This is a genomic window from Micrococcus sp. 63XJN7_8_ISO-PGPR-S23-253 (assembly GCF_056173425.1).
Window position 1 is genome coordinate 1615551 of the sequence record NZ_CM149673.1, and the last position, 24966, is coordinate 1640516.

Here is a 24966-nt window from a genome sequence, read left to right on the forward strand (position 1 = left end):
GACGACCCGCTGGCTACCATGGTCGCCGTGAGCTCCGCATCCCACTACTTCGACGCCGACCCCTCCGCGCCCGAGCGGCGCCGCACCCTGCGGACACGCCTGGCCGGCCGCGACGTCGAGGTCCAGACGGCCAACGGGATCTTCTCCCCGGACGGTCTGGACAAGGGCACCGCGGCCCTGTTCTCGGCCGTGCCCGCGCCGCCGGCGACGGGCCGGTTCCTCGACGTCGGCGCGGGCTGGGGACCGATCGCCCTCACGCTGGCGCTGCGGTCGCCCGAGGCGGAGGTGACCGCCGTCGAGGTCAACGACCGCTCCCTGCAGCTGACCCGCGACAACGCCGCGGCGCTGGGCCTCGGCAACGTCGTGGCACTGCGGCCGGAGGACGTCCCCGAGGGCGCGGAGTTCGACCTCATCTGGTCCAACCCGCCCATCCGGATCGGCAAGCCGGCACTGCACGCCCTGCTGGAGCGGTGGCTGCCACGCCTGGCCCCCGGCGGCGAGGCCTGGCTGGTGGTGCAGAAGAACCTCGGCGCGGACTCGCTGCTGCCGTGGATCGGCCGGATGCTCGAGGAGCGCGCGCCCGGCCGGTTCACCGCGGAGCGGGCGGACAGCGTCAAGGGCTTCCGGATCCTGCGGGTGGCGCGGGCGCGCTGAGGCGCCGTTTCCCGAACGACAGCGGTTCGTGGCCCGCCGTTTCCCGAACGAAAGCGGTCAGGCGGTGAGTTCGCCGTCGAAGACGAGCTCGGCCGGCCCCGAGAGGACCACGTGCTCGGCCCCCTCCGGGCCCGGCACGACATCCACGGCCAGCACGCCGCCGGGCACCTCGACGAGCCACGAGTCCGAGCCCTGGTCGCCCGACCACGCGCGCATCGCCACCGCCGCCGCGCACGCGCCCGTCCCGCAGGACTGGGTCTCGCCCACCCCGCGCTCGTGCACGCGCATCCGCACGCGGCCCACGCCCTCGCGCACGAGCGGCTCGTGCGCGGCCACGAACTCGACGTTCGTGCCGTGCGGCGGGGCGGGGTCCACCTCGGGGGCGCGGCCCAGGTCCAGGCCCTCCAGGTCGGCGAAGGAGGCCAGCGGGACCACGGTGTGGGGGTTGCCCATCGACACGCTCAGCGCCGGCCGCGGATCGGTGAGGCCGTGGGCGAGGACCATCGAGTCCGACGCCGCCTCCTCCGCCAGCTCGGGGTCGAGGTAGGACCAGGGGCCCATGTCGATCGCGTAGCCGTGCTCGAGTCGGGTCACGGCCTTCACGCCGGCGCGCGTGCCGATGGTGATCGCTTGGCCGGGGGCCAGGTCCACGAGGCCCTTCTCGACCAGGAAGTGCACGAAGACGCGCACCCCGTTGCCGCACATCTCGGCGATCGAGCCGTCGCCGTTGCGGTAGTCCATGAACCACTCGGCCTCGGGGTGCTCGGCGAGCAGCGCCTCACCCTCCGGCAGGCGCGCGGACCGCACGGCGCGGATGACCCCGTCGGCGCCGATCCCCCGGTGCCGGTCGGCCAGCCGTGCGACGCGTTCGGCGTCGAGCTGCGCGTTGCCGTCCGGATCGGCGATCAGCACGAAGTCGTTGCCCGTGCCGTGGCCCTTCGTGAACGGCACGCGCGGCGCGTTCGCGTGGAGGGGGTCCTGGGCGGCGGGCGCCGCGGGCTGCTCGGTCATGGGCCCAGTCTAGGGGGCGCCCCCGGCGACGACGGCGAGCGCCGCCGCCACGACGTCCTCGCCCTGCGCGTCGAGCCAGACGACGCGCGGGTCGGCCCGGAACCAGGTCTCCTGGCGTCGGGCGAAGCGTCGCGTGGCCACGACGGTCTGCTCGGCCGCCTCCGCCTCGGTGAGCTCGCCGTCGAGGACGGCGAGCATCTGGGCGTAGCCGATCGCGCGGGACGCGGTCGGTCCCTGCCGCAGCCCGTCCGGCCCGGGGACGTCGAGGTGGCGGACCTCGTCCAGCAGGCCCTCGGCCAGCATGCGCTCCACCCGGGCCGCGATCCGCCGGTGCAGCTCGGCCCGGTCCAGGCGCAGGCCGAGCTGCACCACGGGGGCGACCTCCGGGGCGTACGTGCGCTCCGGCATGAACGCGGAGAACGGGCGGCCCGTCAGCCGGCACACCTCCAGCGCGCGCACGATGCGGCGGGCGTCCTGCAGCCGCTCCGCCGAGACCGGGTCCAGGGCGGCCAGCTCGGCCCTCAGCCCGGCCAGACCCTCCCGCTGCGCGCGCGCCTCCAGCTCGGCGCGCAGCGCCGGGTCCGTGGGCGGGAACTCGAGCACGTCCAGCGCCGCCCGCACGTACAGCCCGGAACCGCCCACGAGGATCGGGGTCCGGCCCCGCGCGCGGATCTGGTCGAACAGGTCGCGGGCCGCGGACTGGAAGGCCGCCACCGAGGCCTCCTGGCCGACGTCGAGCACGTCCAGCAGATGGTGCGGGACGCCCTCGCGTTCCGCCTGGGTGACCTTCGCCGTGCCCACGTCCATCCCCCGGTAGAACTGCAGGGCGTCCCCGTTGACCACCTCGCCGTCCAGCGCGTGCGCCAGGGCGACGGCGAGGGCGGACTTGCCCGTCGCCGTCGCCCCGACCACGGCGACGACGGGCGGGCGGGCCGCGGCGGCGGACATCAGGACCGCGGGCGCAGGGTCGGCATGCCGAGGCTCGTGGCCCCGGAGCCACCCGCCATGCCGGGGGCGGGCGCGCCGCACGACTCGGCCTGGGCACGGTCCCACGCGTCACCGGCGCGGGAGCGGCGCAGGACGTAGTCCTGTGCGGTCGGGTCGGCGACGGCGAAGAAGGGGTGGGCCTCGGTGACCGTCACGGTGACGAAGTCGCCGGGGCGGGGGGTCTCGGCGCCGGCGGGCACGGAGAAGTGCACGAGCCGGTTGTCGGGTGCGCGCCCGGACAGGCGGCCGCGCTCCGCGGCCTTGGAGCCGGAGTCGGCGGTGACGAGCAGCTCCTGGCGGGTGCCGACGAGCGTGGCCATCTCCTCGGCCGAGATCCGGTCCTGCAGTGCCACGAGGCGCTCGAAGCGCTCCTGGACGACGGCCTTGGGCACCTGGTGGTCCATCTCCCCGGCCGGGGTCCCCGGGCGGATGGAGTACTGGAAGGTGAACGCGGAGGAGAAGCGGGAGGCCTCGACCACCCGCATCGTCTCGGCGAAGTCCTCCTCGGTCTCCCCGGGGAAGCCGACGATGATGTCCGTGGTGATGGCGGCGTGCGGGATGCGCTCGCGCACCTTCTCCAGGATCCGCAGGAACTTCGCGGACCGGTAGGAGCGGCGCATGTCCTTGAGCACCTTGTCCGAGCCCGACTGCAGGGGCATGTGCAGCTGCGGCATGACGTTGGGGGTCTCGGCCATCGCGTCGATGACGTCGTCCGTGAACGCGGCCGGGTGGGGGCTGGTGAAGCGGACGCGTTCGAGGCCCTCGATCTCCCCGCATGCGCGCAGCAGCTTGGCGAACGCGCCGCGGTCGCCGAACTCGACGCCGTAGGTGTTCACGTTCTGGCCCAGCAGCGTCACCTCGACGGCGCCGGCGTCGACGAGTGCCTGCACCTCGGCGAGGATCTCCCCGGGGCGGCGGTCCTTCTCCTTGCCGCGCAGCGACGGGACGATGCAGAACGTGCACGTGTTGTTGCAGCCCACGGAGATGGACACCCAGCCGGAGTGCGTGGAGTCGCGCTTGGTGGGCAGGGTGGAGGGGAACACCTCGAGCGACTCGAGGATCTCGATCTCGGCCTCGGCGTTGTGGCGGGAGCGCTCCAGCAGCACGGGCAGGGAGCCGATGTTGTGGGTGCCGAAGACGACGTCCACCCACGGGGCCCTGCGCTGGATGGCGGCCTGGTCCTTCTGGGCGAGGCACCCGCCGACGGCGATCTGCATGCCCGGGTGCGCGTCCTTCACCGCGCGCAGGTTGCCGAGGTTGCCGTACAGGCGGTTGTCCGCGTTCTCGCGGACCGCGCACGTGTTGAAGACCACGAGGTCGGCCTGGGCGTCCTCGGCGGCCGGGGCGTAGCCGGTGGACTCGAGCAGGCCGGAGATGCGCTCGGAGTCGTGCACGTTCATCTGGCAGCCGAAGGTGCGGACCTCATAGGTCAGACCCTCGTGCGGGCGCGCGGTGGCGCCGTCCTGCGCGAGCGGGGTGGTGCGGGGGGTGGGGTCCGTCAGAGTCACCGCACCATTCTAGGAACTCCGGGCGCGGCCCGGGGCCGCTCACTCCTCGTGCTCGGCGAGGACCTCCTTCACGACGGCGAACGCGAGGCCGCCGCCGTAGCCCTTGCGTCCCAGCATGCCGACGAGGCGGCGGGTCACCTTGTCCCGCTCGGCCCGGGCCTCCGGCGAGGCACCGCCGGGGACGGTGCGGCCCCGCAGCCGTCGGCGCACGAGGTCCAGGGCGGCGGTCCGTTCGTCCTCGCCGTCGATGGCCTCGAGCGCCTCGGCGGCGATCTCCCGGTCCACGCCCTTCTGCTGGAGCTCGTGCCCGATGGCGCGGCGCGCCAGGCCCTTGCTTCGGTGACGGCTGCGGACCCAGACCTCGGCGAAGGCGGCGTCGTCCACGAGCCGCACCTCCTCGAAGCGGTCGAGGACGCGCTCGATCAGCTCGGGCTCGGCCTGGCGCTCGGCGAGCTTGCGTTCGAGCTGGCCGCGGGAGCGGGGGCCCAGGGCGAGCTGGCGCAGGACGACCTCGCGTGCGGCCTCCTCGCGCTCACGCGGTGCGGTGGGCAGGGGCGCCGGGCCGGGGCGACGTCGGGGGCGATCGGCCTCGACGGCGGGGCGGGGATCCACGGCCGGGCGACCCTCGTCGCGAGGACGGCCACGCCGCGGGGGCGTGGTGGACCGCTGTCGGCCCCGGCGCTCGGTGTCCGCCCGGGTGTCCTGGCGCTCGGACCAGGGCAGCGATCGGGGCCCGGCGCCGGGCGCGGGGCTGGGCAGGTCGCTCGCGCGGGTCAGCAGGGCCCCGAGATCCGGTGCCGCGCCGGGGGCGTGGTCCGGGACGTCCCCTGCGGGGGCTCCGGCGTCGTGCGCGGGCACGGCGTCCTGCTCGGCGTCCGTGGCGTCCGCGTCGGACGACGTCGGCTCCGGTGCGCCGGCCAGGTCGAGCCACATCCGGCCCACGTCCGAGTCCCGGGCGTCGTCGAACGCGGACGCACCGGAGGCGGAGCCGCTCCGGCCGGTCGTCTCCGACCGGTGGGCGGCCCCGCCTCCGACGCTCCTGCGCGATCGGGTCATCCGGCCGCAGTGTCCCCCGGAACCGCGGTCAGGGCCGGGGCCTCGTCATCCTCGGCCTCCGGGGCCACGCCGATGCCGAGCTTCGTGAGGATGCGCTGCTCGATCTCGTTGGCAAGGTCCGGGTTGTCCCGGAGGAACCGACGGGCGTTCTCCTTGCCCTGCCCGAGCTGGTCCCCGTCATAGGTGAACCACGCGCCGGACTTCTTGACGATGCCCTCCTCGACACCCATGTCGATCAGGCCACCCTCGCGGGAGATGCCGACCCCGTAGAGGATGTCGAACTCGGCCTGCTTGAAGGGCGGGGCCATCTTGTTCTTGACGATCTTCACGCGGGTGCGGTTGCCGACGGGGTTGCCGGCCTCCTTGAGGGTCTCGATGCGGCGGACGTCGATGCGCACGGACGCATAGAACTTGAGCGCCTTGCCGCCCGTGGTGGTCTCCGGGGAGCCGAAGAACACGCCGATCTTCTCGCGCAGCTGGTTGATGAAGATGGCCGTGGTCTTGGTCTGGTGGAGGCGGCCGGTCACCTTGCGCAGCGCCTGGGACATGAGGCGGGCCTGCAGGCCGACGTGGGAGTCGCCCATCTCGCCCTCGATCTCGGCGCGCGGGGTCAACGCGGCCACGGAGTCGATGACGACGATGTCCAGGGTGCCCGAGGAGACGAGCATGTCCATGATCTCCAGGGCCTGCTCGCCCGTGTCCGGCTGGCTGACCAGCAGGGCGTCCGTATCCACCCCGAGCTTGCGGGCGTAGACCGGGTCCAGGGCGTGCTCCGCGTCGATGAAGGCCGCGATGCCGCCGTTGCGCTGCGCGTTGGCCACCGCGTGCAGGGCCAGGGTGGTCTTGCCCGAGGACTCCGGGCCGTAGATCTCCACCACGCGGCCGCGCGGCAGGCCGCCGATGCCCAGTGCCACGTCCATGGCCACCGAGCCCGTGGGGATGACCTCGACGGGTGCCTGGGTCTGGTCTCCCAGCCGCATGACGGAACCCTTGCCGAACTGCTTGTCGATCTGGGCGAGAGCGGCCTCGAGGGCCTTCTCGCGATCCGTCACCTTGCTCATCCTTCACCCCTAGCTCTGGTGGTGCTGCCGCGGACGCTGGAGCGCCCGCCTCGGTCATGTCCGTGAATCTACGGGGGGCGGCGGACACGATAAGCGTGGCCCGCCCCGCCTGTGCACGAGATCACCCCGTCGCACTGCTGTGCAGGACTCTACCGCATTCTTCGAACACGTGTTCGAAGACCGGCGTGGGCCCCAGACGGTCCCGGGGCCGCAGACCGTGCCGCGGCCGGACCGCCGGCACCCGGACGCGCCGGCGTCACTGCCGGGCGCGACGGGGCCGGGCGGAGCCGCCCATACCGCCGGACGGCACCGGGTCCCCCCGACCGTCGACGTGGATCTCGTGGACCCGCCGACCGCGCGCGTCGAACGCCTCCAGCCGCCAGTGCTCCCCCTCGTCCAGCCGGGACAGCACCGCGGGCGGACCGATGTGCTCCACCTGGTCCACGACGTCCTCGCCGAGCATCCGGGACAGGGTGCAGGCGTGCCCGTCGTCGGCCTCTCCCGGGAAGGCGGCCCAGTCCACCCGTGAGAGCCCGCCGGGCTCGGCGGTGACCAGGACGTCCGGCCCGTCCGAGTCGTCGCCCCGTTCATGCGCCAGCAGCGCGTCGATGTCCGTCGCCACGGTCGAGGCCGAGTGGCCCCGACGCATCGCGTCCACGGCCCGCGCCGTCACGTGGGCGGGCAGCGCGGCGTGCCCGGCCCCCCAAGTGGCGATCCGCACCTGGTGCTCGGCGTCCGTGGCGAACCGGCGAGGGCCGCCCGTCATGCCCGGGGTGCGGTGGACGAGGGGCAGCAGGTGCCCCTCCACGTGGTGATCGCCCGCGTTCTGGAACACCACCACGCGACGGCCCGCGTCGAGCGTGCCCACCCGGTGCCCGATCCCCTCCTCGGCCAGCCGCGCCTCCACGGCCTCGCGCTCCGAGCCGGGGTCGAGGTCCTCGCCCGGGAAGAGGGTCCGCAGGTAGTCCCGCACCGTGGGCGGATGGTAATCGAGGAGATCCGTCTGGGGGTTCCAGGCGAAGACGCTGCTGCGCCCCTCGAGCTCCTCGTTCAGCCGCAGCGCCGCGAAGCCGCCCCCGGACCCGCCCACCAGGAGCAGGTCACGGTCCAGCCCGTCCGCCAGCGCCCGCAGAGCGGCGAGCAGCGTGGCGTGGGCCTGAGAGCCGGGCGAGCCCGTGTACCACCCGAGGAGGAGGTCGTCGGCGAGCTGCATCGAGGGGTCGCTGACGGCGACCCACGGGATCCCCAGCTCGTAGGTGAGCCGACGCCCGGCGAAGAACGGCGGGGCCACGCTGTTCCGCTGACTCATCGCACCCGTGAGGAAGACGACGACGGACTCGCGCTCGCCCACACCCCCGAGGTCACCGCGGATGATGAGGTCCAGGTGGTTGCCGTCCGGCAGCGGCAGGATGTGCAGTCCCGGGCCGAAGCCGGAGGCCGCGAACTCCTCGGCCGACTCCCAGCGGACCGGGTCGACCCCGTAGTTCGCATAGTCGCTCTCCACGACGTCCCGGTGCGGTGCGGACGGCTCGGGCGCAGCGGACTCGGCGGGGGCCTGTGGCGCGGCGGGCTCTGCGTGGGCCTGCGGCGCGGCGCACTCGGCGGGCTCCGCGTCCGGGCTGACGTCGACGAGCCCGTCGACCTCCCATGGATCGCGCCCGTCCAGCACGGCGACCACCCCGGCGGCCAGCGCGGCGGCGGCCGCCGGGGCGAGGGCCAGCGGGTCGGCGGTGCCGTCGTCGGCCGGCGCGGCGTGCCTGATCGCGTCGTCCACGCGCACCACCCGGGCCGGGTCGAGGTCCTGGGCCGCCCGGTCGGCGAGCCGGTCCGCGTAGCGCGCGGCGGCGAGGATCGCGGCTTCGTGCCGGGCGGGGGTCCCGTCCGCGGTGCGGACCGCCATCCCGCCGTGATGCAGGATCAGCCGCTCTCTCAGACCCACGGCGTCCAGGGTGGAGAGGAAGGTCCGCCACCCGGCCACCCACAGCGCGAGGTGCTCCTCGTCGCCGCTGGGCACCCGGCGCCGGCCGTCCTGCGGCGGCGCCGACTCGAGGTACTCCGGCGAGACGGTCACGACGGCCCCGGACGGGAGCACGTCCAGGGCGAATCGCTCGTCGGCGACGTCGACGACGATCGCGTCGGGATCGAGCCGGACCAGGTCCGCCACGAGCATGCGGTCGACGTCGCGACGGACCAGCTCGCGCCGGAAGTCCGAGGCGACCCCGGTCAGGTCGGCGTCCTCGACGGGCGGGGTGCCCAGCCCAGCCATGGAGACCCGGGCGAGGAAGTGCCCGGCGGGCACGGAGAGCCGGGGGTCCGCGACCAGGGCGGAGCGGGTGAGGGCGCTCCCGACGACGGCGATGCGTGCGGTCATGGCCTGTGGGCCTCTCTCTCGGGATGGGGACGGACCGACGGAGCGGAGTGGTCCCCGTCGGTGCGGAACGCCAGGCGGAGTTCGGCGTCCAGCACGTGGTCCGCGCCGGACTGTCTGCGGACCCGGCGTGCCGCGGCCGCGGACATCCGCAGATACCGCGCGGGCTCTGCGCGCAGCGTCCGGACGGCGTCCGCGAGCGCGCGGTGGTCTTCGGGCGGCGCCAGGAAGGCGACCTCCTCGTCGACGAATTCGGGGATCGCGGCCACCGCCGACGTGATGGGCACCAGACCCGAGGACATCGCCTCGTCGCGGCTGACGCCCTGGGTGTCGCTGCGGCTCGGGACCAGCAGGACCCCGTGGCGCGCGTGCTCGGCCGCGATCTGCGCGTGGGTCAGGAAGCCGCGGCGCACCGTGACGTTGGGCAGATCGCGCAGCGGTGCGATCGTCTCCTCGAAGAGCGGCCCGTCCCCGAGGAAGGTGAACTCGAGCTCGTCGAACCACGGCTCGGCCGCGAGGTCGAGGACGGCCGCCACGGCCAGGTCGTTCGCGTACACCCGGGAATGGTACGGCCGGATCGAGAGGATGCGCAGACGGTCCTCGGCCGTCTTCTCCCGGTAGCGGAAGACGGTGCCGTCGACCGGGTTGTGGATGACGGAGTACCGGTGTTCGGGCAGGCGGACGCCGACGTCGTCGAAGACGGTCTCCGCGAACCAGCGGGAGACGAAGACGAAGTGGACGTCGTCGCCGGTCGTCTGGAACACCTCCCGCCACATCGCCAAGCGCGCCTCGGAGGCCGCCTGGGCCGCCTCCAGCTCCGCCGCCGTCGTGTAGTTGAAGCGCCGGCGCCACCAGGGCTGGATCTCGAACCCGTGCGTCCACACCGTGGTGGGCGGCAGCGCGGGGGCGGTCTTGAGCACCTCCCACGTCTCGGGCAGGAGGCAGTGCACCATCAGCGTGCGCACCTCCCCCGAGGCCAGCGTCGCCGCCAGGTCGGCGGGGCGGAGCATCGCCACGTCCACGTCCTCGAACTCCCGGAACCGTGGCTGGTCCCCGGCCCCGAGCACGACGACCTCGATCCGGTGGCCCCGCTGGAGGTAGCTGCGGCGCCGAGCGTGCACGAAGCCGTTGCGGTACAGGTTCCCGTACGACGGGTAGATGTTCGTGACCAGCAGGTCCGGGCTGCCGGTCAGCATGGGCACGGGCGGGGCGACGTACGGACCCCGCACGACCCGGTGGATCACGGCGCTGCCGGTCCCGCTGACGCGCAGCCCCCACCGTAGGCCCGTGGCCTCGGCCGGGACGCGCACCCGGGTGTACTGGCGCGCCGGGATCATCGCATGGCCGATGCGCTCCCCTGCGTCGTTCAGCCAGAACGCCACGAGCATCACGTCGAGCCCCACCCCGACGTCGAGGTGGAGCTGCTCCTCGGTTCCGCGCACCGCCTCGGCCACGGGTCGGATCAGGGGGTTGATCCAGTACTGGTGCCGGCCCGTCTCCATGGTCGAGCTCACCCGTGCGCCGCCCTCCTCCCAGAGGACGCTCAGCTGGTCGAACGTCGCCATGCCCTCGAGGATGCGGCCGAGGTCCAGCACGTCCGGCTCCTCGTCCGGCTCGTCGATCTCGAGGGCGTCCGCATGGGCGCGGATCGCCGCGAGCGACAGCCCCGGGTCGAGCTCGAGCGTCGCCGCCTGCTCCCGCAACAGCGTCGGTGAGTCGGCCCCGCCTGCCACGTACTCGACGGGCCCGACGGCCAGGCCCGGCACGACGTCCTGGGCCAGCAGACGGGTGACATCGCCGGGGGCCGCCGTGACGTCGCCGCTGAGCCGCACCAGCGAACGCGCGGGCCGGAGATCCTCGCTCAGGGTCCAGGCAGTGCCGGCCCGTCGGCGCTGCACGACGCCGTCGACGACGGCGATGTGCTCGTCGTGCCCGGCCGCCTCGACATCGGCCCACCGGAGGGCGAGGACCAGGTCCTCCAGGTAGTGCGGTCCGTACCAGTCGCCTGGGTCGAGCGTGCCCACGCTGGTGCAGCCCCTCGCCCGCGCGAGGGCGTCGAGGGCGTCCGGGCCGTCCACCGTCACGACGCGCGGGTCGGCGACGGACTCCCCCAGGTCGGCCTCGTCCGCGGCCACCACGGCCAGGACCCAGTCCGTCCACGACTGCGCCCGCCAGTCCGTCACGAGCGCGCGGACCGCGGACGGGTCGTGTCCGGCCGACGCGGGCAGGACCAGCAGGGGGCGCTCGACCGCCGCGGCCGGCATCGCGACCCCGGACCGGGAGGCCACGAACTCGAGCCGCTCGGCGTAGGTGTGCTCGCGCAGGACCTTGCGCAGGGCCATGGCACGCAGCCGCTCGACGCCGTTCGGCTCGGCCTCCAGGGCCTCGACACGGCGGCGCAGCTCCGGACCGGAGTCCGTGGAGATCACGAGGTCCCCGAACATCAGTCGGAGTCCGCGCGAGAAGTTGCTGACGACCAGCGTGTTCGACGCCAGCAGCTCGAACACCCGCCGAGCGAACATCGACTGGGACTGCTTCACCGAGTTGAGGTTGAGGTTGACGGTGTAGCCCTTGTAGGGCACGTCCAACAGGTCCGGGGTGAGCGCGCCGCCCACGATGAACCGGTCGTACTCCTCGGGGAACGTGTAGCCCGACGGGGGACGGCCGAGGTTGCGGTCGTAGACGTCGAACCGGCGACCCTCGGACGACAGCTCCGCGGAGAGCTCCCGCAGGTCGGCCAGCCGCTCCGGATAGCGCGCATAGTAGGCCCCGGCGAAGGCACAGCCGTCGACCCGATCGAAGACCTCGGCCGGATTCGACTCGGCGGGCTGCGCCGCGAAGGGCAGGAAGTGGACGTTGTCGTGGCCCAGTTCCCGCTTGTAGCGGGGCACACAGTCCAGGTCCGTCGTGAACACCGCGTCGAACTGGCCCGCCGTCGTCAGGAACGTGTTGAAGTGGACCGGGTCCTCCTTGTTCCAGAAGGCCGTGGGCACGCCGCGATCGCGGCACCATTCCAGGATCCCGCGCAGCTCCGGTCCGAGTCGGTGCACGGTGTTCCACCAGGCCTGCCGGTGACCCCGCCACGCGGACTCCACGAACAGCAGGTCCGGGCGGGCCGCGGTGAGCTCCGCACGCCAGAACTCCATGGACAGTGGGACGAGGTCGGCCTCGCTCTCGAAGGCGGTGTGCGAGAACTCGTCCAGGATGCACGCGACCACCAGACGGCCCGCGCGCCCGGCTCGACGCCGGACCGGCACGGAGGGGCCGGGGCGCCGGCGCGCCGTCATCTCCTCGGGCACGACGGGCTCGGGGGCGGAGCGGCTCATGCGTCGTCCTTCCGGTTCTCACGGATGATCGAGACCAGACGCGGAAGGGCGCGCCGAGCCCCCTGCAGGGTTCGGGCCTCGCCGAGGACGCGGCCGACGCGGTAGGTGCGGGAGGCGCGCACCCGGCGCAGCGCCGACCGGGCCTCCCGGGCCGTGGCGGCCACCCGTTCCTTCTCCTCGGCCACGCGGCCGAGCGCCTCTTCCACCTCGCGCAGCCGCTCACCGGCGGCCTCGCGTGCGGCCCTGGCCTGCCTCTCCTCCCAGAGCCGCTGCTGGACGTCTTCGACGAAGCCGCGCAGCACCCGGAAGTCCTCCCGGTCCCGCCGGGCCCGCGCTTCGAGTTCCTCGACGCGACGCCGGGCGGCGGCCAGCTCGGCGCGCATCACCACGACGTCATCCCGTGCCCCGGCTTCGATCTCCGAGATCCCGGTGCCGTGGAGCCCGACGACGCCGGCGGTGTCGGCGCCCTCGCCCTCGCACCGGAGCCGCCCACGCAGGGCCTCGACGGTCCGGCGCTCGGCATACAGCCGCCGCAATGCCGCGTCGACGCCCGGATCGTCGACCGGGCCGACGCCCGGGGCGGCCGGGGCGAACAGCAGCGTCGGGGAGCAGTCCTGCATGTCCTGCACCCGATAGCCGAGCGGCCAGAGCACGGCGGCGACGGCCCGGTACGCCCGCTCGTCGGGGCAGTCGATCCACACGAGCGGCCTGCCGCGGCGCAGCGTGTCCCTCGCGCCCTCGAGCACTTCGGGCCCGAGCCCGTCGACGTCGATCGCGAGCATGCGCACCACACGTCGGCCGACGAGACCGTCCACGGTACGCCCCGGCACGTCGCGCGCCGACTGATCCGGGAGCGCGCCGAGCGCGCAGGTGTGCACCTCGACTCGGTCGTGGAGGTCGCGTCGGCGCGCGGACTGCTCGACGTCGGCGGCCCGTCGCGGATCCGGCGTCACGGCCAGGACGTGCGCCCCGGCGGCGCAGGCCAGATGGAGTGCATGGTCGCTCAGGTCGGCGCCCACCGCCACGACGAGGTCCCCAGGGGCGAGGGCCGCGGCCATCCGTGCCGTACGCTCCGGGGGGTCCTGCGCTGACGTCACCACGGCTCCTGTCTGCTGCCTCGGGGTACGGGGGAACGGACCGGAATGGGGCGGGGGCACCCGTCACGACCGCTCGACCACCCTAACCGAGGGAGGTCTCGGGCGCCGGGGACGTCGCGGCGTCAGCGTTTCGGCGGCACGTCCCGACCGAGACGCCGCTCCTGCGGGATCTCATGCAGGTCGCAGACCGCCAGCCACACCCGCCGCGGGTCCACACCGGCGGCGAGCGCCGCCGTCGCGGTGGTGTCCAGACCGGGCAGGTGCAGGGAGTCGGCCACGAGGCCGGCCCGGGCGGGGCCGAACTCCTCGTCCATCAGCCGGCGGAACTCGCTCTCGCGCACGGACGGTCCTCTCTGTGGTCGGTCACGGGGTCAGGGACGGGGACGCAGACGGCGCGGGCGCCCCGAGACGGGGCGCCCGCGCCGTGGGAGTGGCGGAGTCAGCGGCCGGCCAGCGAGCCCAGGCTCGGGTCCGTCAGGTCGTCCGGCAAGGTGTCCGGGACGACCATGCCCTCCTGCTCCACCAGCCGGTCCGAGACCTCCCGCAGGAGGTAGGACAGCGGGATGTCCAGCGCCTGGCAGATCGAGGCCAGCAGTTCGGAGGAGGCCTCCTTCTGGCCGCGCTCCACCTCCGACAGGTAGCCGAGCGAGACACGGGCATCGTGCGAGACCTCGCGCAGGGTGCGGCCCTGGAGCTGCCGGACGTCGCGCAGGACGTCGCCGATCTCGTGGCGGAGGAGGGGCATGCTGCGCTCCTTGATGTCGGGGGTGGCCGCGCGGGGACGGGGCTGGTCATCGACCCAGCGCGTGATTCCGTGGGAATGGACGGGATGTCGCATCATGTCTATCGCCTACTCCTGGACTTTTCCTGAAGGGCGCCGGGCCGCGGGCCTGATCCCGCGAGGCACTCTTCTTGACTCGTTACATTCAACGTCGGGCGGGGTCGCGTTCATTCCCGAGACATGGTCTCCCCCGCCGTCGGGCCCTCCCCGGCCCCGGCGTGCCGCTCCGAGCGCCGATGCCGTTCCCGCAGGGAGTACGTGGCGTTCCGGATGCGGTGGGAGTCGTCCAGGCTCGAGCCGACGGCCCCGGCCATCGTGCCCATGGACGCCGCCAGCCACACGAGCCGGACGTAGTCGACCACACCGCTGGGCTGGTCGAGCTCCTCCTCCAGGTACTCCACGGGGATGATCATGAGCGCGACCAGCAGCAGCGTCACGAAGAGCAGCACGTAGACCACGGTGCAGGCCAGGCCCACGGTGAGCACGGTGGAGAGGTTGTCCAGCCGCGAGCTGTGCCGGTGGGCCGCACCGTGCGTCCACAGACCGTTCGTGGTGACCAGCCACGCCACCAGCAGCACCACGGACAGCACGCTGACCGCCGCGAGCCGCCCCGGGGACATCACGCTGGAGAGCACCCAGATGGAGCCGAAGAACACGCCGTAGGCACCGGCCGCGCTGGCCGACGCGATCGTGAACGTCATGTCCCGCGGCATGAGCAGCGGCCGGTTGGCCATCACCATCCCGGCCAGCAGACGCAGCGTGCCCGTCCAGCCCTTCACGTACACCGTGGACGTGCGCCGGGACCCGCCGCCCATCCGGGTGGTCGTGGTCACGTCCGCGTCGACGTCGACCAGCGGGGCGATGCCCCGCAGTGCGTCCGTGTCGGGCTCGGGGAGCCCGTCCACCGGGGACCGGCCGCCGTCCTCCTCCACCTCGCCGGACTCGTCGGAGGACTGCACGTCCAGCTCCCCGTCCGGCGGGTCCACGTGGGGGGCGGTGTCGATGTGCTCGACGATCCGCAGCACCGTCTCCCGCAGCCGGCGGGCCGGGGTGATGACCCCCAGCGCCGGCACGCACACGACGCCGACCCGCAGCTGCGGCACGACGTCCGCCACCACGCCGCGCCGGTCGTCGAACCGGGGCAGGTCGACGACGGCGACCACCGTGTCCCATCCCTGCCGGTCCGCGAGGGAGCGGACCGGCTCCTCCAGGACCATGCCCCCGGTCGCACCGACCGGCAGCGACTCCTGCCGCGTCTCGACCCGCCAACCGCCGGGCTGCGGCAGGCGTTCGTCGAGCCGGTCCTGGACGTCCCCGGCGATGCGGCGCACGAGCGCCCCCGGGGTGCCCGGGTCGGCCACGAGTCCGATCACGCGGGGACCCGGGGCGTCGGCGCCGTCCTGCGGTGCACGCTCGGGCGGGGTGGGAGGCGATGCGGTCTCCATCGCGCCGAACCTACGCGGCGGGGCGGGCCGCCACCAGGGACGGGGCGCCAAGGCGGGTCAGTCGGCGCCCCCGTGCCGCCTCAGTGGCCGCGGCCGGCGAGCAGGCGCGTCAGGGCCCGCAGCGCCGCGGCGACGGTGGCCTCCCGGATCGCGGCCCGGTCGCCGTCGAGCCGGAGGAGGATCGCGGTGGCCGCGCCGTCGCGCCCGCCGCCGAGCACGTCCAGCGCGTTCGCGTCCGCGTCGGGCACGGCCAGGCCGAGCCACACGGTGCCCACCGGCCGGCCCTGGTGGGGCTCGGGCCCGGCGACGCCCGTGGTGGCCACGCCGACGTCGGCGCCCAGGGCCGCGCGGGCGCCGAGGGCCATCCGTCGGGCCACGTCCGCGTCCACCGCCCCGACCCGCGTGAGCAGGTCCTCGGGCACACCCAGCAGGCCGGTCTTCACGGCGTTCTGGTAGGCCACCACGCCGCCGTGCAGCACGGCCGACGCCCCGGGGACGTCGGCCAGGCGCGCGGCCAGCAGGCCGGCGGTGAGGGACTCCCCCGTCGCCACCGTGAGGCCCGCGTGCGCGAGCGCGTGCACCACGTCCCGGGCGGCCGCCATGGTCATCGCCTCAGGCCCCCCGCTGGGCGGCGAGGGCGTCCCGGCGCAGGACCCACGCGTCCTTGACGTACTCCAGGCCGGTCAGCACCGTCAGCACGGTGGCGGCCCCGATGACCACCCAGCCGGCCCAGGGCCACCAGCCGCCCACGAGCGGAGCCAGGGGCAGGAGCAGCAGGCCGATGCCCACGGTCTGCAGCACGGTCTTGAGCTTGCCGCCGCGGCCGGCCGGCATCACGCCGTAGCGGATCACCACGAAGCGCATCAGGGTGATGCCCCATTCACGCACCAGGATCACGATGGTCACCCACCACCACAGCTCGCCCAGCAGGGAGAACAGCACGAGGGCCGTGCCCGTGAGCAGCTTGTCCGCGATGGGGTCCGCGATCTTGCCGAAGTCGGTGATCAACCCGCGGGCGCGGGCGATGTCCCCGTCGAGCTTGTCGGTGTACATGGCCGCCGCGAACAGCGCCAGCGCGAGCCAGCGGGCGAGGAGAGAGTCGCCGCCCCACGGCCCGCCGGCCCACAGCGCCCAGGCGAAGAAGGGCACCATCAGGATGCGCACCGAGGTCAGGATGTTCGGCAGGTTCCAGGCGGACACGTGCTGCGCCCCGCCCGCCGTGCTCATCTGCCCGTCAGCTGCCACGCGTCCTCCGATCCCTCGTCGTCGTCCTCATCGTTCCAGTCCACGGCGGCCGGGCGCGAGTCCAGGTCCTCCTGCACCAGGTCGCGCGGACCGGCCGACGCCGAGGCGTCGCCGGATGCGGCCGAGGGCGGGGTGTCTCCGGAGATGGTGGCGAGCACGTCCGCGAGGTCGTCGGGCTTGACCAGCACGTCGCGGGCCTTGGAGCCCTCGGAGGGGCCCACGACGCCGCGGGACTCCATGAGGTCCATGAGGCGGCCGGCCTTCGCGAAGCCCACCCGCAGCTTGCGCTGCAGCATGGACGTGGAGCCGAACTGCGTGGTGACCACGAGTTCGACGGCCTGCAGGAGCAGGTCCAGATCGTCGCCGATGTCCTCGTCGATGACCTTCTCGGTCTTCTCGGGGATCACGTCCTCGCGGTACTGGACCTGCATCTGCGACTTCACGTGCTCCACGACGGCGTGGATCTCGGACTCGTTGACCCACGCCCCCTGCACGCGCATGGGCTTGGACTTGCCCATCGGCAGGAACAGGGCGTCGCCCTGGCCGAGCAGCTTCTCCGCGCCGGGCTGGTCCAGGACCACGCGCGAGTCCGTGACCGACGACGTCGCGAACGCCATGCGCGAGGGCACGTTGGCCTTGATCAGGCCCGTGACCACGTCCACGGACGGCCGCTGCGTGGCGAGCACGAGGTGGATGCCGGCCGCACGGGCCAGCTGGGTGATGCGCACGATCGCGTCCTCGACGTCGCGCGGGGCGACCATCATCAGGTCCGCGAGCTCATCCACGATGACCAGCAGGTACGGGTACGGGCGCAGCACGCGCTTGGAGTCCGGCGGCAGCTTCACCTGGCCGGCCCGGACGGCCTTGTTGAAGTCGTCCACGTGCTTGTAGCCGAACGCCGCGAGGTCGTCGTAGCGGGTGTCCATCTCCTTGACGACCCACTGCAGCGCCTCGGCCGCCTTCTTCGGGCTCGTGATGATCGGGGTGACCAGGTGAGGCACGCCCTCGTACGCGGTGAGCTCGACGCGCTTGGGGTCCACCATCACCATGCGCACCTCGTCCGGGGTGGAGCGCATGAGGATCGAGGTGATCATCGAGTTCACGAACGAGGACTTGCCGGCGCCGGTGGCGCCCGCCACGAGCATGTGGGGCATCTTCGCGAGGTTGGCCACCACGTAGCCGCCCTCCACGTCCTTGCCGACGCCCATCACCATCGGGTGGTCGGTGCGCTGGGCGGCCTGCGAGCGCAGGACGTCGCCGAGGGCCACGACCTCCTTGTCCGTGTTGGGGATCTCGATGCCGATCGCGCGCTTGCCCGGGATGGGGCTGAGGATCCGCACGTCCGAGGAGGCCACCGCGTACGCGATGTTCTTCTCCAGCGCCGTCACCTTCTCCACCTTGGTGCCGGGGGCGACCTCGACCTCGTACCGCGTCACCGTCGGCCCGCGGGAGAACCCGGTGACCTGGGCGTCCACCTTGAACTCGGTGAACGTGGTGGTCAGCGCGGCGACGACCCGGTCGTTGGCCTCGGAGCGCTCCTTCGGCTGGGGCCCGGCGGGGAGCAGGGCAGACTGCGGCAGCGTGTAGGACACGTCCCCGCCCAGCTCGGACTGGGTGCCGCGGGCCGGCTCGGCGGTCACCGGCGGCACCGGTGCGGGGGTGCTGGCGGGCACGGCGGAGGACGACGACGGCGCGGCGGCCCCGGAGCCCTGACGTGGGGCGTCGTCCATGGCGAACGGGGTGTCCTCCCCCGCGTCCTCCTCCGGGGCTGCGGCAGCCGGGGCGGCGGCCTCGCGCTGGGCGCGGGCGTGCTCGCGGACCTGCTCGAGGGCACGGTCCGCGGCCGTGGGCCGGCGCACTCCGGCGGGCGGCTGCGGCTCGGCGTCCGCGTCCTCGGGCGCGTCGTCCTCGTCCACCCACGGGTCGAAGTCGTCCGAGGCGTCCCGGCCCGCGTCCCGCGCGTCCGCGGCGGCCTGCTCGGCGTCGAACACGCCCTGCTCCCCGCGAGCGGCCCGCCGGGGCAGGACCTGGGTGGTCTCCGCCTCGGGGGCGGCGTGGGAACCGGCCTCGGCCTCGTGGATCACCGGGGAGTCGTAGGCGGTGCTGGCGGTGTGCTCCGGGGCGGCGTCGGCGGCCTGCTCCTCGCGTGCCCGGCGCCCGCCGAACAGGCGCGCGAACAGGCCGGGGCGGGAGGCCCCGGCGGCGTGGGCGCCGGCGGCCGGGCCGTCCAGGTAGGACTGGTCGTGGTCCGGGTGGGTGCGCCCGGTCTCCGCGTCCACGGAGAGCGGGGCGGCGAGGTCCTCGGCCTCGCGGCGCTCCTCCCGGGCCCGGCGCCGCTCGGCACGGCGGGCGGCCCGCTGCTCGGAGGCACCCTCGGGGTCCTGGCCCGTGAGCCAGTCGTAGCCGCCCGCGATCCGCTGCGGGATCGAGCCGACGGGCGTCGCGGTGAGCACGAGCACCGAGAAGAAAGCCAGCAGGATCATGAGGACCCAGACGGGCACGGGTGTCAGCAGGGAGGCCAACGGCGCCGTCGCGAGGTAGCCGACCATGCCCCCGGCGCCGAGCATGTCCTCGAAGGCGTCGGCGGCCGAGGGCACGCCGCCCACGAGGTGGGCGATGCCGGAGCCCGCGACGGTGGCCATGAGCAGGCCGATGATGATGCGTCCGTTGGCGCGATGGTCCGTGGCGTGGCGGAAGCAGCGCACGGCCACGACGAGCAGGGCGATCGGCACCAGGAGGGCGAACCACCCGACGGTGCCGCCCACCACCCCGTGCACCACGCGGCCGACGGCGGTGCCGCGCAGGCCCCACCACTCCACGGCCGCGATCAGCGCGGCGAGCAGCAGCAGGAGCAGGCCGGTGCCGTCACGGCGTTCCTCGCGGTCGATGCGCACGTCCGGGCCGAGCTTGCGGAAGCCGGCGCCGACCGGCGTGGCCAGCCCCATCCACAGGGTGTGCAGGGCGCGCAGGGGCGCGGCGGGCCGGTCGGCCTCGGGGACGGTCGCGGTCGACCCCTTCCGTCCGGAGCCTCGGCGTCCGGCGGAGCCGGAGCGGGACGTGGCGGAGGAGGAGGACGAACGCGTGGGGGAAGTACGGGTCGCCATGCCCACCAAACTACCGCGAACCGCGGACACGGCAGGCATGGCGACCCGGAGGGGTCAGGCCTCCAGGACCACCGGGATGATCATCGGGCGACGGCGCAGCTTGCGGTTGACCCACGTGCCGACGGTCCGGCGAACCACCTGCTGGAGCTGGTGGGCGGTGTGGTCCTTGCTGGACTGCACGGCCTCCTCGAGCGCCCGGACGATCTTCGGCTTGATCTCCTCGAACACCTTCTCGTCCTCGGCGACGCCGCGGGCGTGGACGTCCGGGCCGGACACGATCACGCCGGTCTGCCGGTTGACCACGGTGATGATCGAGATGAAGCCCTCCTCGCCCAGGACACGGCGGTCCTTGAGGTCCGAGTCGGAGATCTCGCCCACGGAGGAGCCGTCCACGTACACGTAGCCGCACTCCACCTCGCCGACGACCTTCACGAGGCCGTCGGTCATGTCCACCACGGTGCCGTTGCCGGCCAGGATGACGTTCTCGGCCGGCACGCCGGTCTTCTCCGCGATCCGGCCGTTGGCGATCAGGTGGCGGGTCTCGCCGTGCACCGGCATCACGAACTCGGGCTCGACGATGTTGTAGCAGTACAGCAGCTCGCCCTCGGAGGCGTGGCCGGAGACGTGCACCTTGGCCATGCCCTTGTGCACCACGGTCGCGCCGAGCTTCATGAGCCCGTTGATCACGCGGAACACGGAGTTCTCGTTGCCCGGGATCAGGGAGGAGGCCAGCACGACGAGGTCGCCCTCCTCCAGCTGCACCTGGTGGTCCCCATTGGCCATGCGGGACAGGGCCGCCATCGGCTCGCCCTGGGAGCCGGTGACCATCAGCACGATCTCGTCGTCGCGGTACTTGTCCACCTTGCGGATGTCCACGAGGATCCCGTTCGGCACGTTGAGGTAGCCGAGCTTCGCCGCGATGGTCATGTTGCGGATCATGGAGCGCCCGCCGAAGGCCACCTTGCGACCGTGCTTGTGGGCGGCGTCGAGGACCTGCTGCACGCGGTGCACGTGAGAGGAGAACGAGGCCACCACGATGCGGCGCTTCGCCGTGGCGAAGTAGCGCTCGAGGGTGGGGCCGATCTCCGCCTCCGTGGTGGTGAACCCCGGGACCTCGGCGTTCGTGGAGTCGGTCATGAACAGGTCCACGCCCTCCTCGCCGAGACGGGCGAAGGCGCGCAGGTCCGTGATGCGGCCGTCGAGCGGCAGCTGGTCCATCTTGAAGTCGCCGGTGTGCAGGATGGTGCCGGCGTCCGTGTGGATGGCGACGGCGAGCGCGTCCGGGATCGAGTGGTTCACGGCCACGAACTCGCACTCGAACGGGCCGAACTCGACGATGTCGTCTTCCTTGACCACGCGGGTGCGCGGCTTGATCCGGTGCTCCTCGAGCTTGGCCTCGATCAGGGCGAGGGTCAGCTTGGAGCCGATCACGGGGATGTCGTCGCGCAGGCGCAGCAGGTACGGGACGGCGCCGATGTGGTCCTCGTGGCCGTGGGTCAGGACGATGCCGACGACGTCGTCCACCCGGTCCCGGATGTAGTCGAAGTCCGGCAGGATCAGGTCGACGCCGGGCTGGTGCTCCTCGGGGAAGAGGACGCCGCAGTCGACGATGAGGATCTTGCCGTCGATCTCGAAGGTGACCATGTTGCGGCCGACCTCCTCGAGGCCGCCCAGCTGGACGATGCGGCAGGTGCCCCGCTTGAGCTTGGGCGGGGTGGACAGGCGGGTGCCTGCGGTCATGGAACGGGTCCCTTCTAGAAGGTGATGCCGGCCTCCGCGAGGTCGGCTCGGATGACGGAGAGCTCGTCCGGCGTGGCCGGGACGAGGGGCAGCCGCACGGCTGCGGACGGGATGACGCCCTGGGCGGCGAGGACGGCCTTCGCGGCCACCGCGCCCTGGACATGGGTCATGATGCCGCGCTGGACGGGGTCCAGCGCGAAGTGGTGATCACGGGCACCGGCCAGGTCGCCGGCGTGGACGGCGTCCACGAGCCGGCGGTACAGCTCGGGGGCCGCGTGCGCGGCCACCGAGACGACCCCCACGGCGCCGAGCGCCATGAGCGGCAGGGTCGCGCCGTCGTCGCCGGAGTAGAGGTCGAGGTCCGTGTGCGCCAGGACGGTGGTGGTGGCCTGCAGGTCCCCCTTGGCGTCCTTGAGCGCACGGATGTTGGGGTGCTGCGCGAGCGCGATGATCGTCTCAGGCTCGATCGGCATCACGGAGCGGCCCGGGATGTCGTAGAGCATGATCGGCAGGTCCACGCCGTCGGCCACGGCCTCGAAGTGCGCGCGGATGCCGGCCTGGTTGGGCTTGTTGTAGTACGGGGTGACGAGCAGCAGCCCGTCCACGCCCGTCTCGGCCGCGCGGCGGGACAGCTCGAGGGTGTGCGCCGTGTCGTTGGTGCCGGTGCCGGCCACGACCCTGGCGCGGTCCCCCACGGCCTCGACGACGGTGCGGAACATCGCCACGTTCTCGTCGTCCGTGAGCGTGGAGGTCTCGCCGGTGGTGCCGGTGACCACGAGGCCGTCGGCCCCGCGGTCCACCAGGTGCTCGGCCAGCGCGGCGGCCGCCTCGAGGTCCACGGCGCCCTCGTCCGTCATGGGGGTGACCATGGCGGGCACGACCGTGCCGAAGAGCAGCTCGGAGGGGATGACGGCGGAACGGACGGCACTCATGGGCCCCACCCTACCTGCGAGACTGGGGGCCCGCGCCGTCCGTGGCCCCTCCGCGACGCGCGGCGACCCGAGAGGAGCCCGCCCTGCGTCCCGCCCCGCCCCCCGCCGCCGTCCGCCCGGACCGGCCCGCGCGTCGTCGGCTGCCCGGCGTCGACGCGGCCCGCGGGATCGCCCTGCTCGGCATGATCACCGTCCACGTCCTCGACCCGGTGACGGCGGACGGGGCGCCCCACCCGGCGTTCCTGTGGTTCGCCGGCCGCGCCTCGGTGCTGTTCGTCCTGCTGGCCGGGGTCGGGCTGGCCCTGTCCACGGGGGGCGCGACGCCGGCCACGGGGGTCCGGCTCGCGGCGCTGCGCCGCCGGATCGCCCGCCGCGCGGGTCTGCTGTTCGTGCTCGGGCTCGCGTGCGGGACGCTCGGGGTCCCCGTGGCGGTGATCCTGTGCCACTACGCCCTGCTCTTCCTGCTCGCGCTGCCCCTGCTGGGCCTGCGCGCCCGCACCCTGGGGGTGATCGCGGGGGCGTGGCTCGTGCTCGGGCCGGTGCTGGTGTTCGCGGTGGTCGCGGCCGCGCAGGCCGCCCTGGGCCGTCAGGAGTTCTTCGTGGGCGGGCGGCTCTGGCTCTCCCCCGGCCCCGCGGACCTGCTGCGTCCCGGGCTGCTGCTGGCCGATCTGACGGTCACGGGCTACTACCCCGTCCTGTCCTGGGGCGCGTTCCTCGTGCTGGGGCTGGCCCTGGGGCGGCTGCCGCTGGACCGGCCCCGCGTGGCCGCCGGGATCCTCGGCGGCGGGGCCGCGGCGTGGGCGGCGGCCGTCGTCGTCGGCGCAGCGGTGCGGCGGGCCCCGGGCACGGTCGGGCGGGTCGCCGCGGCGATCGACACGGACCCGGCCGAGACGGCGCTCACGCTGCGCACGGGCGAGCCGCGGCTCGCGCTGCTGATCCCGGATCCGCTGTGGCTCGCCCTGCCCACCCCGCACTCCGGGTCCGTGGTGGCCGCCGTGCTCGCGGCGGGCTGGGCGTGCGCCGTGCTGGGCGCCTGCCTGCTGGCCCGGCCGCTGGTCGGGCACGCCGCGCTGCGCCCGCTCGTGGGTGCGGGGCGCATCCCGCTCACGCTCTACGTGGGGCACCTCGTGGTGCTCGCGCTCGTGGACGCGACCGGACTCGATCCGGCCGACGGGGCGCTGCTCGCCGCCCTCGTCGTGCTGAGCCTCGCGGCCGGGCTGGCCGCCGAGCTCAGCGGCCGACGGGGTCCGCTCGAGGCCGTGATGGCCCGGCTCTCCCGGGCGGGTGGGGAACGGGCCGTCGGGGGGCGCTGAGCGAGGCGTGGGCCGCGTCAGCCGGCGCGGTGCAGGCGGACGGCCTCCCGGGCCGCCTCGCGGGCGCGGCGGCGGTCGCCCGAGGCGTCGTAGGCCAGGGCGAGGCGGTAGCGGGCGCGCCAGTCGCGTGGTGCGGCCTCGGCCTCCACGCGGTACAGCTCGAACTGGGCGTCGGCGGCCTCCCGGTCGATCCGGCCGCCCGGCGAGCGCGGCAGGTCGTCCTCCGGCAGTCCGCCCTCGGCCTCGAGCTGGTCGGCCAGGCGTTCGGTCTGGCGGCCGAACCACACTTCGCGGGCCAGGACGGCCACGGTCACCAGCACCACGAGGATGACGCCCACGCCGATCGCCTTGGCCAGCGGCTGCGGGGCGCGCACCAGCGCGACGGACGCGTTGAGGGCGAACCCGGCGAACAGCAGCACGAGCAGGCAGACGAAGCCGACCCACACCTTGCTCATCACGGTCGAGCGGCGGGCACGGGCGGCGTGCGCGGTCGGGCCCACGGCGCCGTCGTCGGGGGTGCGGGAGGGCTCAGCCAAGGTCCAGGTATCCGTCCAGTCCGTAGGTCAGACCCGGGCGGGAGGCCACGGTCCGCAGGCCGAGGACGACGCCGGGCATGTAGGCGCCGCGGTCGAATGCGTCGTGCCGGACCACGAGCTGCTCGCCCGGCCCGCCCAGCAGCACCTCCTGGTGCGCCTCCAGGCCACGCAGGCGCACCGCGTGCACGTGCACGCCGTGGACGACGGCGCCGCGCGCGCCGTCCGGGTCGTGCTCGGTGGCGTCCGGGGAGACGGGCACGCCGGCCGCGTCCCGGGCCGCGCCGATGAGCTCGGCGGTCCGCACGGCCGTGCCCGACGGGGCGTCCACCTTGTCCGGGTGGTGCAGCTCGACGAGCTCGACGGACTCGAAGTACCGCGCCGCCTGCGCGGCGAACGCCGAGGCCAGCACCGAGCCGACCGAGAAGTTCGGGGCGATCAGCACGCCCACCCCCGGGTGCTCAGCCAGCTGCGCCTCCAGGCGCGCGCGGCGCTCGGGCACCCAGCCCGACGTGCCGACCACGGTGTGCAGCCCGTGCTCCACGGCGAAGGCCACGTTCTCGGGCGAGGCGTCCGGGACCGTGAGGTCCAGGACGTGGGTGGCGCCGGCGTCGAGCACCGCGTCCAGGCGGTCCTGCGAGCCGAGCTCGGCCACGAGCTCCAGCCCCTCGGCCGCTCGCACCGCGGGCACCGCGTGGCGGCCCATGCGGCCACGGGCGCCCAGGATCGCGACGCGCGGGACGTCGTCGGGAGCGGACACGGCGGAGGGGGTGCGGGTCTCGGTCATGGCCTCCAGCCTACGCGG

Annotated in this window: 20 protein-coding genes; 2 read left to right on the plus strand and 18 right to left on the minus strand. The window is 74.0% G+C overall.

The window, feature by feature from the left end:
* The first annotated feature begins 18 nt into the window (after positions 1-18).
* Entirely contained in the window at positions 19-654 is a 636-nt protein-coding gene (locus tag AC0VX4_RS07455; RefSeq protein WP_010079101.1) for a class I SAM-dependent methyltransferase, read from the plus strand.
* Positions 655-711: 57 nt separating this feature from the next.
* Here the strand turns inward: AC0VX4_RS07455 and dapF are convergent, their stop codons facing one another.
* From dapF to dapA, 16 genes are all read right to left on the minus strand, one after another.
* The gene (gene dapF, locus AC0VX4_RS07460; RefSeq protein WP_336265171.1) at positions 712-1665 is read right to left on the minus strand and encodes a diaminopimelate epimerase; all 954 of its coding nucleotides are present in this window, start codon (positions 1663-1665) and stop codon (positions 712-714) included.
* A 9-nt stretch (positions 1666-1674) separates the two neighbouring features.
* A complete protein-coding gene (gene miaA / locus AC0VX4_RS07465; RefSeq protein WP_065573742.1) occupies positions 1675-2613 on the minus strand; it encodes a tRNA (adenosine(37)-N6)-dimethylallyltransferase MiaA in 939 nt (312 codons plus the stop codon).
* Entirely contained in the window at positions 2613-4160 is a 1548-nt protein-coding gene (miaB, locus tag AC0VX4_RS07470) for a tRNA (N6-isopentenyl adenosine(37)-C2)-methylthiotransferase MiaB (protein ID WP_336265172.1), read from the minus strand. The genes miaA and miaB overlap by 1 nt, the downstream gene beginning before the upstream one ends.
* 39 nt (positions 4161-4199) lie before the next feature.
* Positions 4200-5216 carry a regulatory protein RecX gene (locus AC0VX4_RS07475; protein WP_098471418.1) on the minus strand — a complete coding sequence of 339 codons (1017 nt, stop codon included), beginning with the start codon at positions 5214-5216 and terminating at the stop codon, positions 4200-4202.
* Positions 5213-6277: a recombinase RecA gene (gene recA / locus AC0VX4_RS07480; RefSeq protein WP_036315035.1), complete on the minus strand. Its 1065-nt coding sequence runs from the start codon at positions 6275-6277 to the stop codon at positions 5213-5215. The genes AC0VX4_RS07475 and recA overlap by 4 nt, the downstream gene beginning before the upstream one ends.
* A 256-nt stretch (positions 6278-6533) precedes the next feature.
* The gene (locus AC0VX4_RS07485; RefSeq protein ID WP_475464164.1) at positions 6534-8648 is read right to left on the minus strand and encodes a DUF6270 domain-containing protein; all 2115 of its coding nucleotides are present in this window, start codon (positions 8646-8648) and stop codon (positions 6534-6536) included.
* Positions 8645-11971 carry a glycosyltransferase family protein gene (locus AC0VX4_RS07490; RefSeq protein ID WP_098471416.1) on the minus strand — a complete coding sequence of 1109 codons (3327 nt, stop codon included), beginning with the start codon at positions 11969-11971 and terminating at the stop codon, positions 8645-8647. Before AC0VX4_RS07490 ends, AC0VX4_RS07485 begins: the two co-directional genes overlap by 4 nt.
* Positions 11968-13068 (minus strand): class I SAM-dependent methyltransferase, encoded by a 1101-nt coding sequence (locus AC0VX4_RS07495; RefSeq protein ID WP_143741612.1) that lies wholly within the window; start codon positions 13066-13068, stop codon positions 11968-11970. The genes AC0VX4_RS07490 and AC0VX4_RS07495 overlap by 4 nt, the downstream gene beginning before the upstream one ends.
* Before the next feature lie 122 nt (positions 13069-13190).
* Entirely contained in the window at positions 13191-13409 is a 219-nt protein-coding gene (locus tag AC0VX4_RS07500) for a DUF3046 domain-containing protein (RefSeq protein WP_002856506.1), read from the minus strand.
* Positions 13410-13507: 98 nt separating this feature from the next.
* Entirely contained in the window at positions 13508-13909 is a 402-nt protein-coding gene (locus tag AC0VX4_RS07505; RefSeq protein ID WP_036334756.1) for a helix-turn-helix domain-containing protein, read from the minus strand.
* A gap of 107 nt (positions 13910-14016) precedes the next feature.
* On the minus strand, positions 14017-15294 hold the full coding sequence (locus AC0VX4_RS07510) for a hypothetical protein (protein ID WP_475464165.1): 1278 nt from the start codon (positions 15292-15294) through the stop codon (positions 14017-14019).
* Positions 15295-15374: 80 nt separating this feature from the next.
* A complete protein-coding gene (locus AC0VX4_RS07515; protein ID WP_162838059.1) occupies positions 15375-15896 on the minus strand; it encodes a CinA family protein in 522 nt (173 codons plus the stop codon).
* A gap of 10 nt (positions 15897-15906) precedes the next feature.
* Entirely contained in the window at positions 15907-16521 is a 615-nt protein-coding gene (locus AC0VX4_RS07520; RefSeq protein ID WP_049161745.1) for a CDP-alcohol phosphatidyltransferase family protein, read from the minus strand.
* Positions 16518-19643 carry an FtsK/SpoIIIE family DNA translocase gene (locus AC0VX4_RS07525; protein WP_475464166.1) on the minus strand — a complete coding sequence of 1042 codons (3126 nt, stop codon included), beginning with the start codon at positions 19641-19643 and terminating at the stop codon, positions 16518-16520. The genes AC0VX4_RS07520 and AC0VX4_RS07525 overlap by 4 nt, the downstream gene beginning before the upstream one ends.
* Positions 19644-19697: 54 nt before the next feature.
* Positions 19698-21383: a ribonuclease J gene (locus tag AC0VX4_RS07530; RefSeq protein ID WP_049161741.1), complete on the minus strand. Its 1686-nt coding sequence runs from the start codon at positions 21381-21383 to the stop codon at positions 19698-19700.
* Between the two features lie 14 nt (positions 21384-21397).
* Entirely contained in the window at positions 21398-22315 is a 918-nt protein-coding gene (dapA, locus tag AC0VX4_RS07535) for a 4-hydroxy-tetrahydrodipicolinate synthase (RefSeq protein WP_269601220.1), read from the minus strand.
* 41 nt (positions 22316-22356) lie between these two features.
* Here dapA and AC0VX4_RS07540 point away from each other — a divergent pair, with 41 nt between their 5' ends.
* Positions 22357-23628 (plus strand): heparan-alpha-glucosaminide N-acetyltransferase domain-containing protein, encoded by a 1272-nt coding sequence (locus AC0VX4_RS07540; RefSeq protein ID WP_475464167.1) that lies wholly within the window; start codon positions 22357-22359, stop codon positions 23626-23628.
* Between the two features lie 17 nt (positions 23629-23645).
* Here AC0VX4_RS07540 and AC0VX4_RS07545 read toward each other — a convergent pair whose 3' ends face one another.
* Both AC0VX4_RS07545 and dapB read right to left on the minus strand, forming a co-directional pair.
* Positions 23646-24164: a hypothetical protein gene (locus AC0VX4_RS07545; protein ID WP_041104248.1), complete on the minus strand. Its 519-nt coding sequence runs from the start codon at positions 24162-24164 to the stop codon at positions 23646-23648.
* Positions 24157-24948 carry a 4-hydroxy-tetrahydrodipicolinate reductase gene (gene dapB / locus AC0VX4_RS07550; RefSeq protein ID WP_069941349.1) on the minus strand — a complete coding sequence of 264 codons (792 nt, stop codon included), beginning with the start codon at positions 24946-24948 and terminating at the stop codon, positions 24157-24159. The genes AC0VX4_RS07545 and dapB overlap by 8 nt, the downstream gene beginning before the upstream one ends.
* Positions 24949-24966 lie beyond the last annotated feature (18 nt).

Excerpts from the sequence above, each read along its gene's own strand:
- AC0VX4_RS07455 (WP_010079101.1), top strand. The coding sequence starts at position 19 with ATGGTCGCCGTGAGCTCCGCATCCCACTACTTCGACGCCGACCCCTCC.
- dapF (WP_336265171.1), bottom strand. The coding sequence starts at position 1,665 with ATGACCGAGCAGCCCGCGGCGCCCGCCGCCCAGGACCCCCTCCACGCG.
- miaA (WP_065573742.1), bottom strand. The coding sequence starts at position 2,613 with ATGTCCGCCGCCGCGGCCCGCCCGCCCGTCGTCGCCGTGGTCGGGGCG.
- AC0VX4_RS07475 (WP_098471418.1), bottom strand. The coding sequence starts at position 5,216 with ATGACCCGATCGCGCAGGAGCGTCGGAGGCGGGGCCGCCCACCGGTCG.
- recA (WP_036315035.1), bottom strand. The coding sequence starts at position 6,277 with ATGAGCAAGGTGACGGATCGCGAGAAGGCCCTCGAGGCCGCTCTCGCC.
- AC0VX4_RS07485 (WP_475464164.1), bottom strand. The coding sequence starts at position 8,648 with ATGACCGCACGCATCGCCGTCGTCGGGAGCGCCCTCACCCGCTCCGCC.
- AC0VX4_RS07490 (WP_098471416.1), bottom strand. The coding sequence starts at position 11,971 with ATGAGCCGCTCCGCCCCCGAGCCCGTCGTGCCCGAGGAGATGACGGCG.
- AC0VX4_RS07505 (WP_036334756.1), bottom strand. The coding sequence starts at position 13,909 with ATGATGCGACATCCCGTCCATTCCCACGGAATCACGCGCTGGGTCGAT.
- AC0VX4_RS07510 (WP_475464165.1), bottom strand. The coding sequence starts at position 15,294 with ATGGAGACCGCATCGCCTCCCACCCCGCCCGAGCGTGCACCGCAGGAC.
- AC0VX4_RS07515 (WP_162838059.1), bottom strand. The coding sequence starts at position 15,896 with ATGGCGGCCGCCCGGGACGTGGTGCACGCGCTCGCGCACGCGGGCCTC.
- AC0VX4_RS07520 (WP_049161745.1), bottom strand. The coding sequence starts at position 16,521 with ATGAGCACGGCGGGCGGGGCGCAGCACGTGTCCGCCTGGAACCTGCCG.
- AC0VX4_RS07525 (WP_475464166.1), bottom strand. The coding sequence starts at position 19,643 with ATGGCGACCCGTACTTCCCCCACGCGTTCGTCCTCCTCCTCCGCCACG.
- AC0VX4_RS07530 (WP_049161741.1), bottom strand. The coding sequence starts at position 21,383 with ATGACCGCAGGCACCCGCCTGTCCACCCCGCCCAAGCTCAAGCGGGGC.
- dapA (WP_269601220.1), bottom strand. The coding sequence starts at position 22,315 with ATGAGTGCCGTCCGTTCCGCCGTCATCCCCTCCGAGCTGCTCTTCGGC.
- dapB (WP_069941349.1), bottom strand. The coding sequence starts at position 24,948 with ATGACCGAGACCCGCACCCCCTCCGCCGTGTCCGCTCCCGACGACGTC.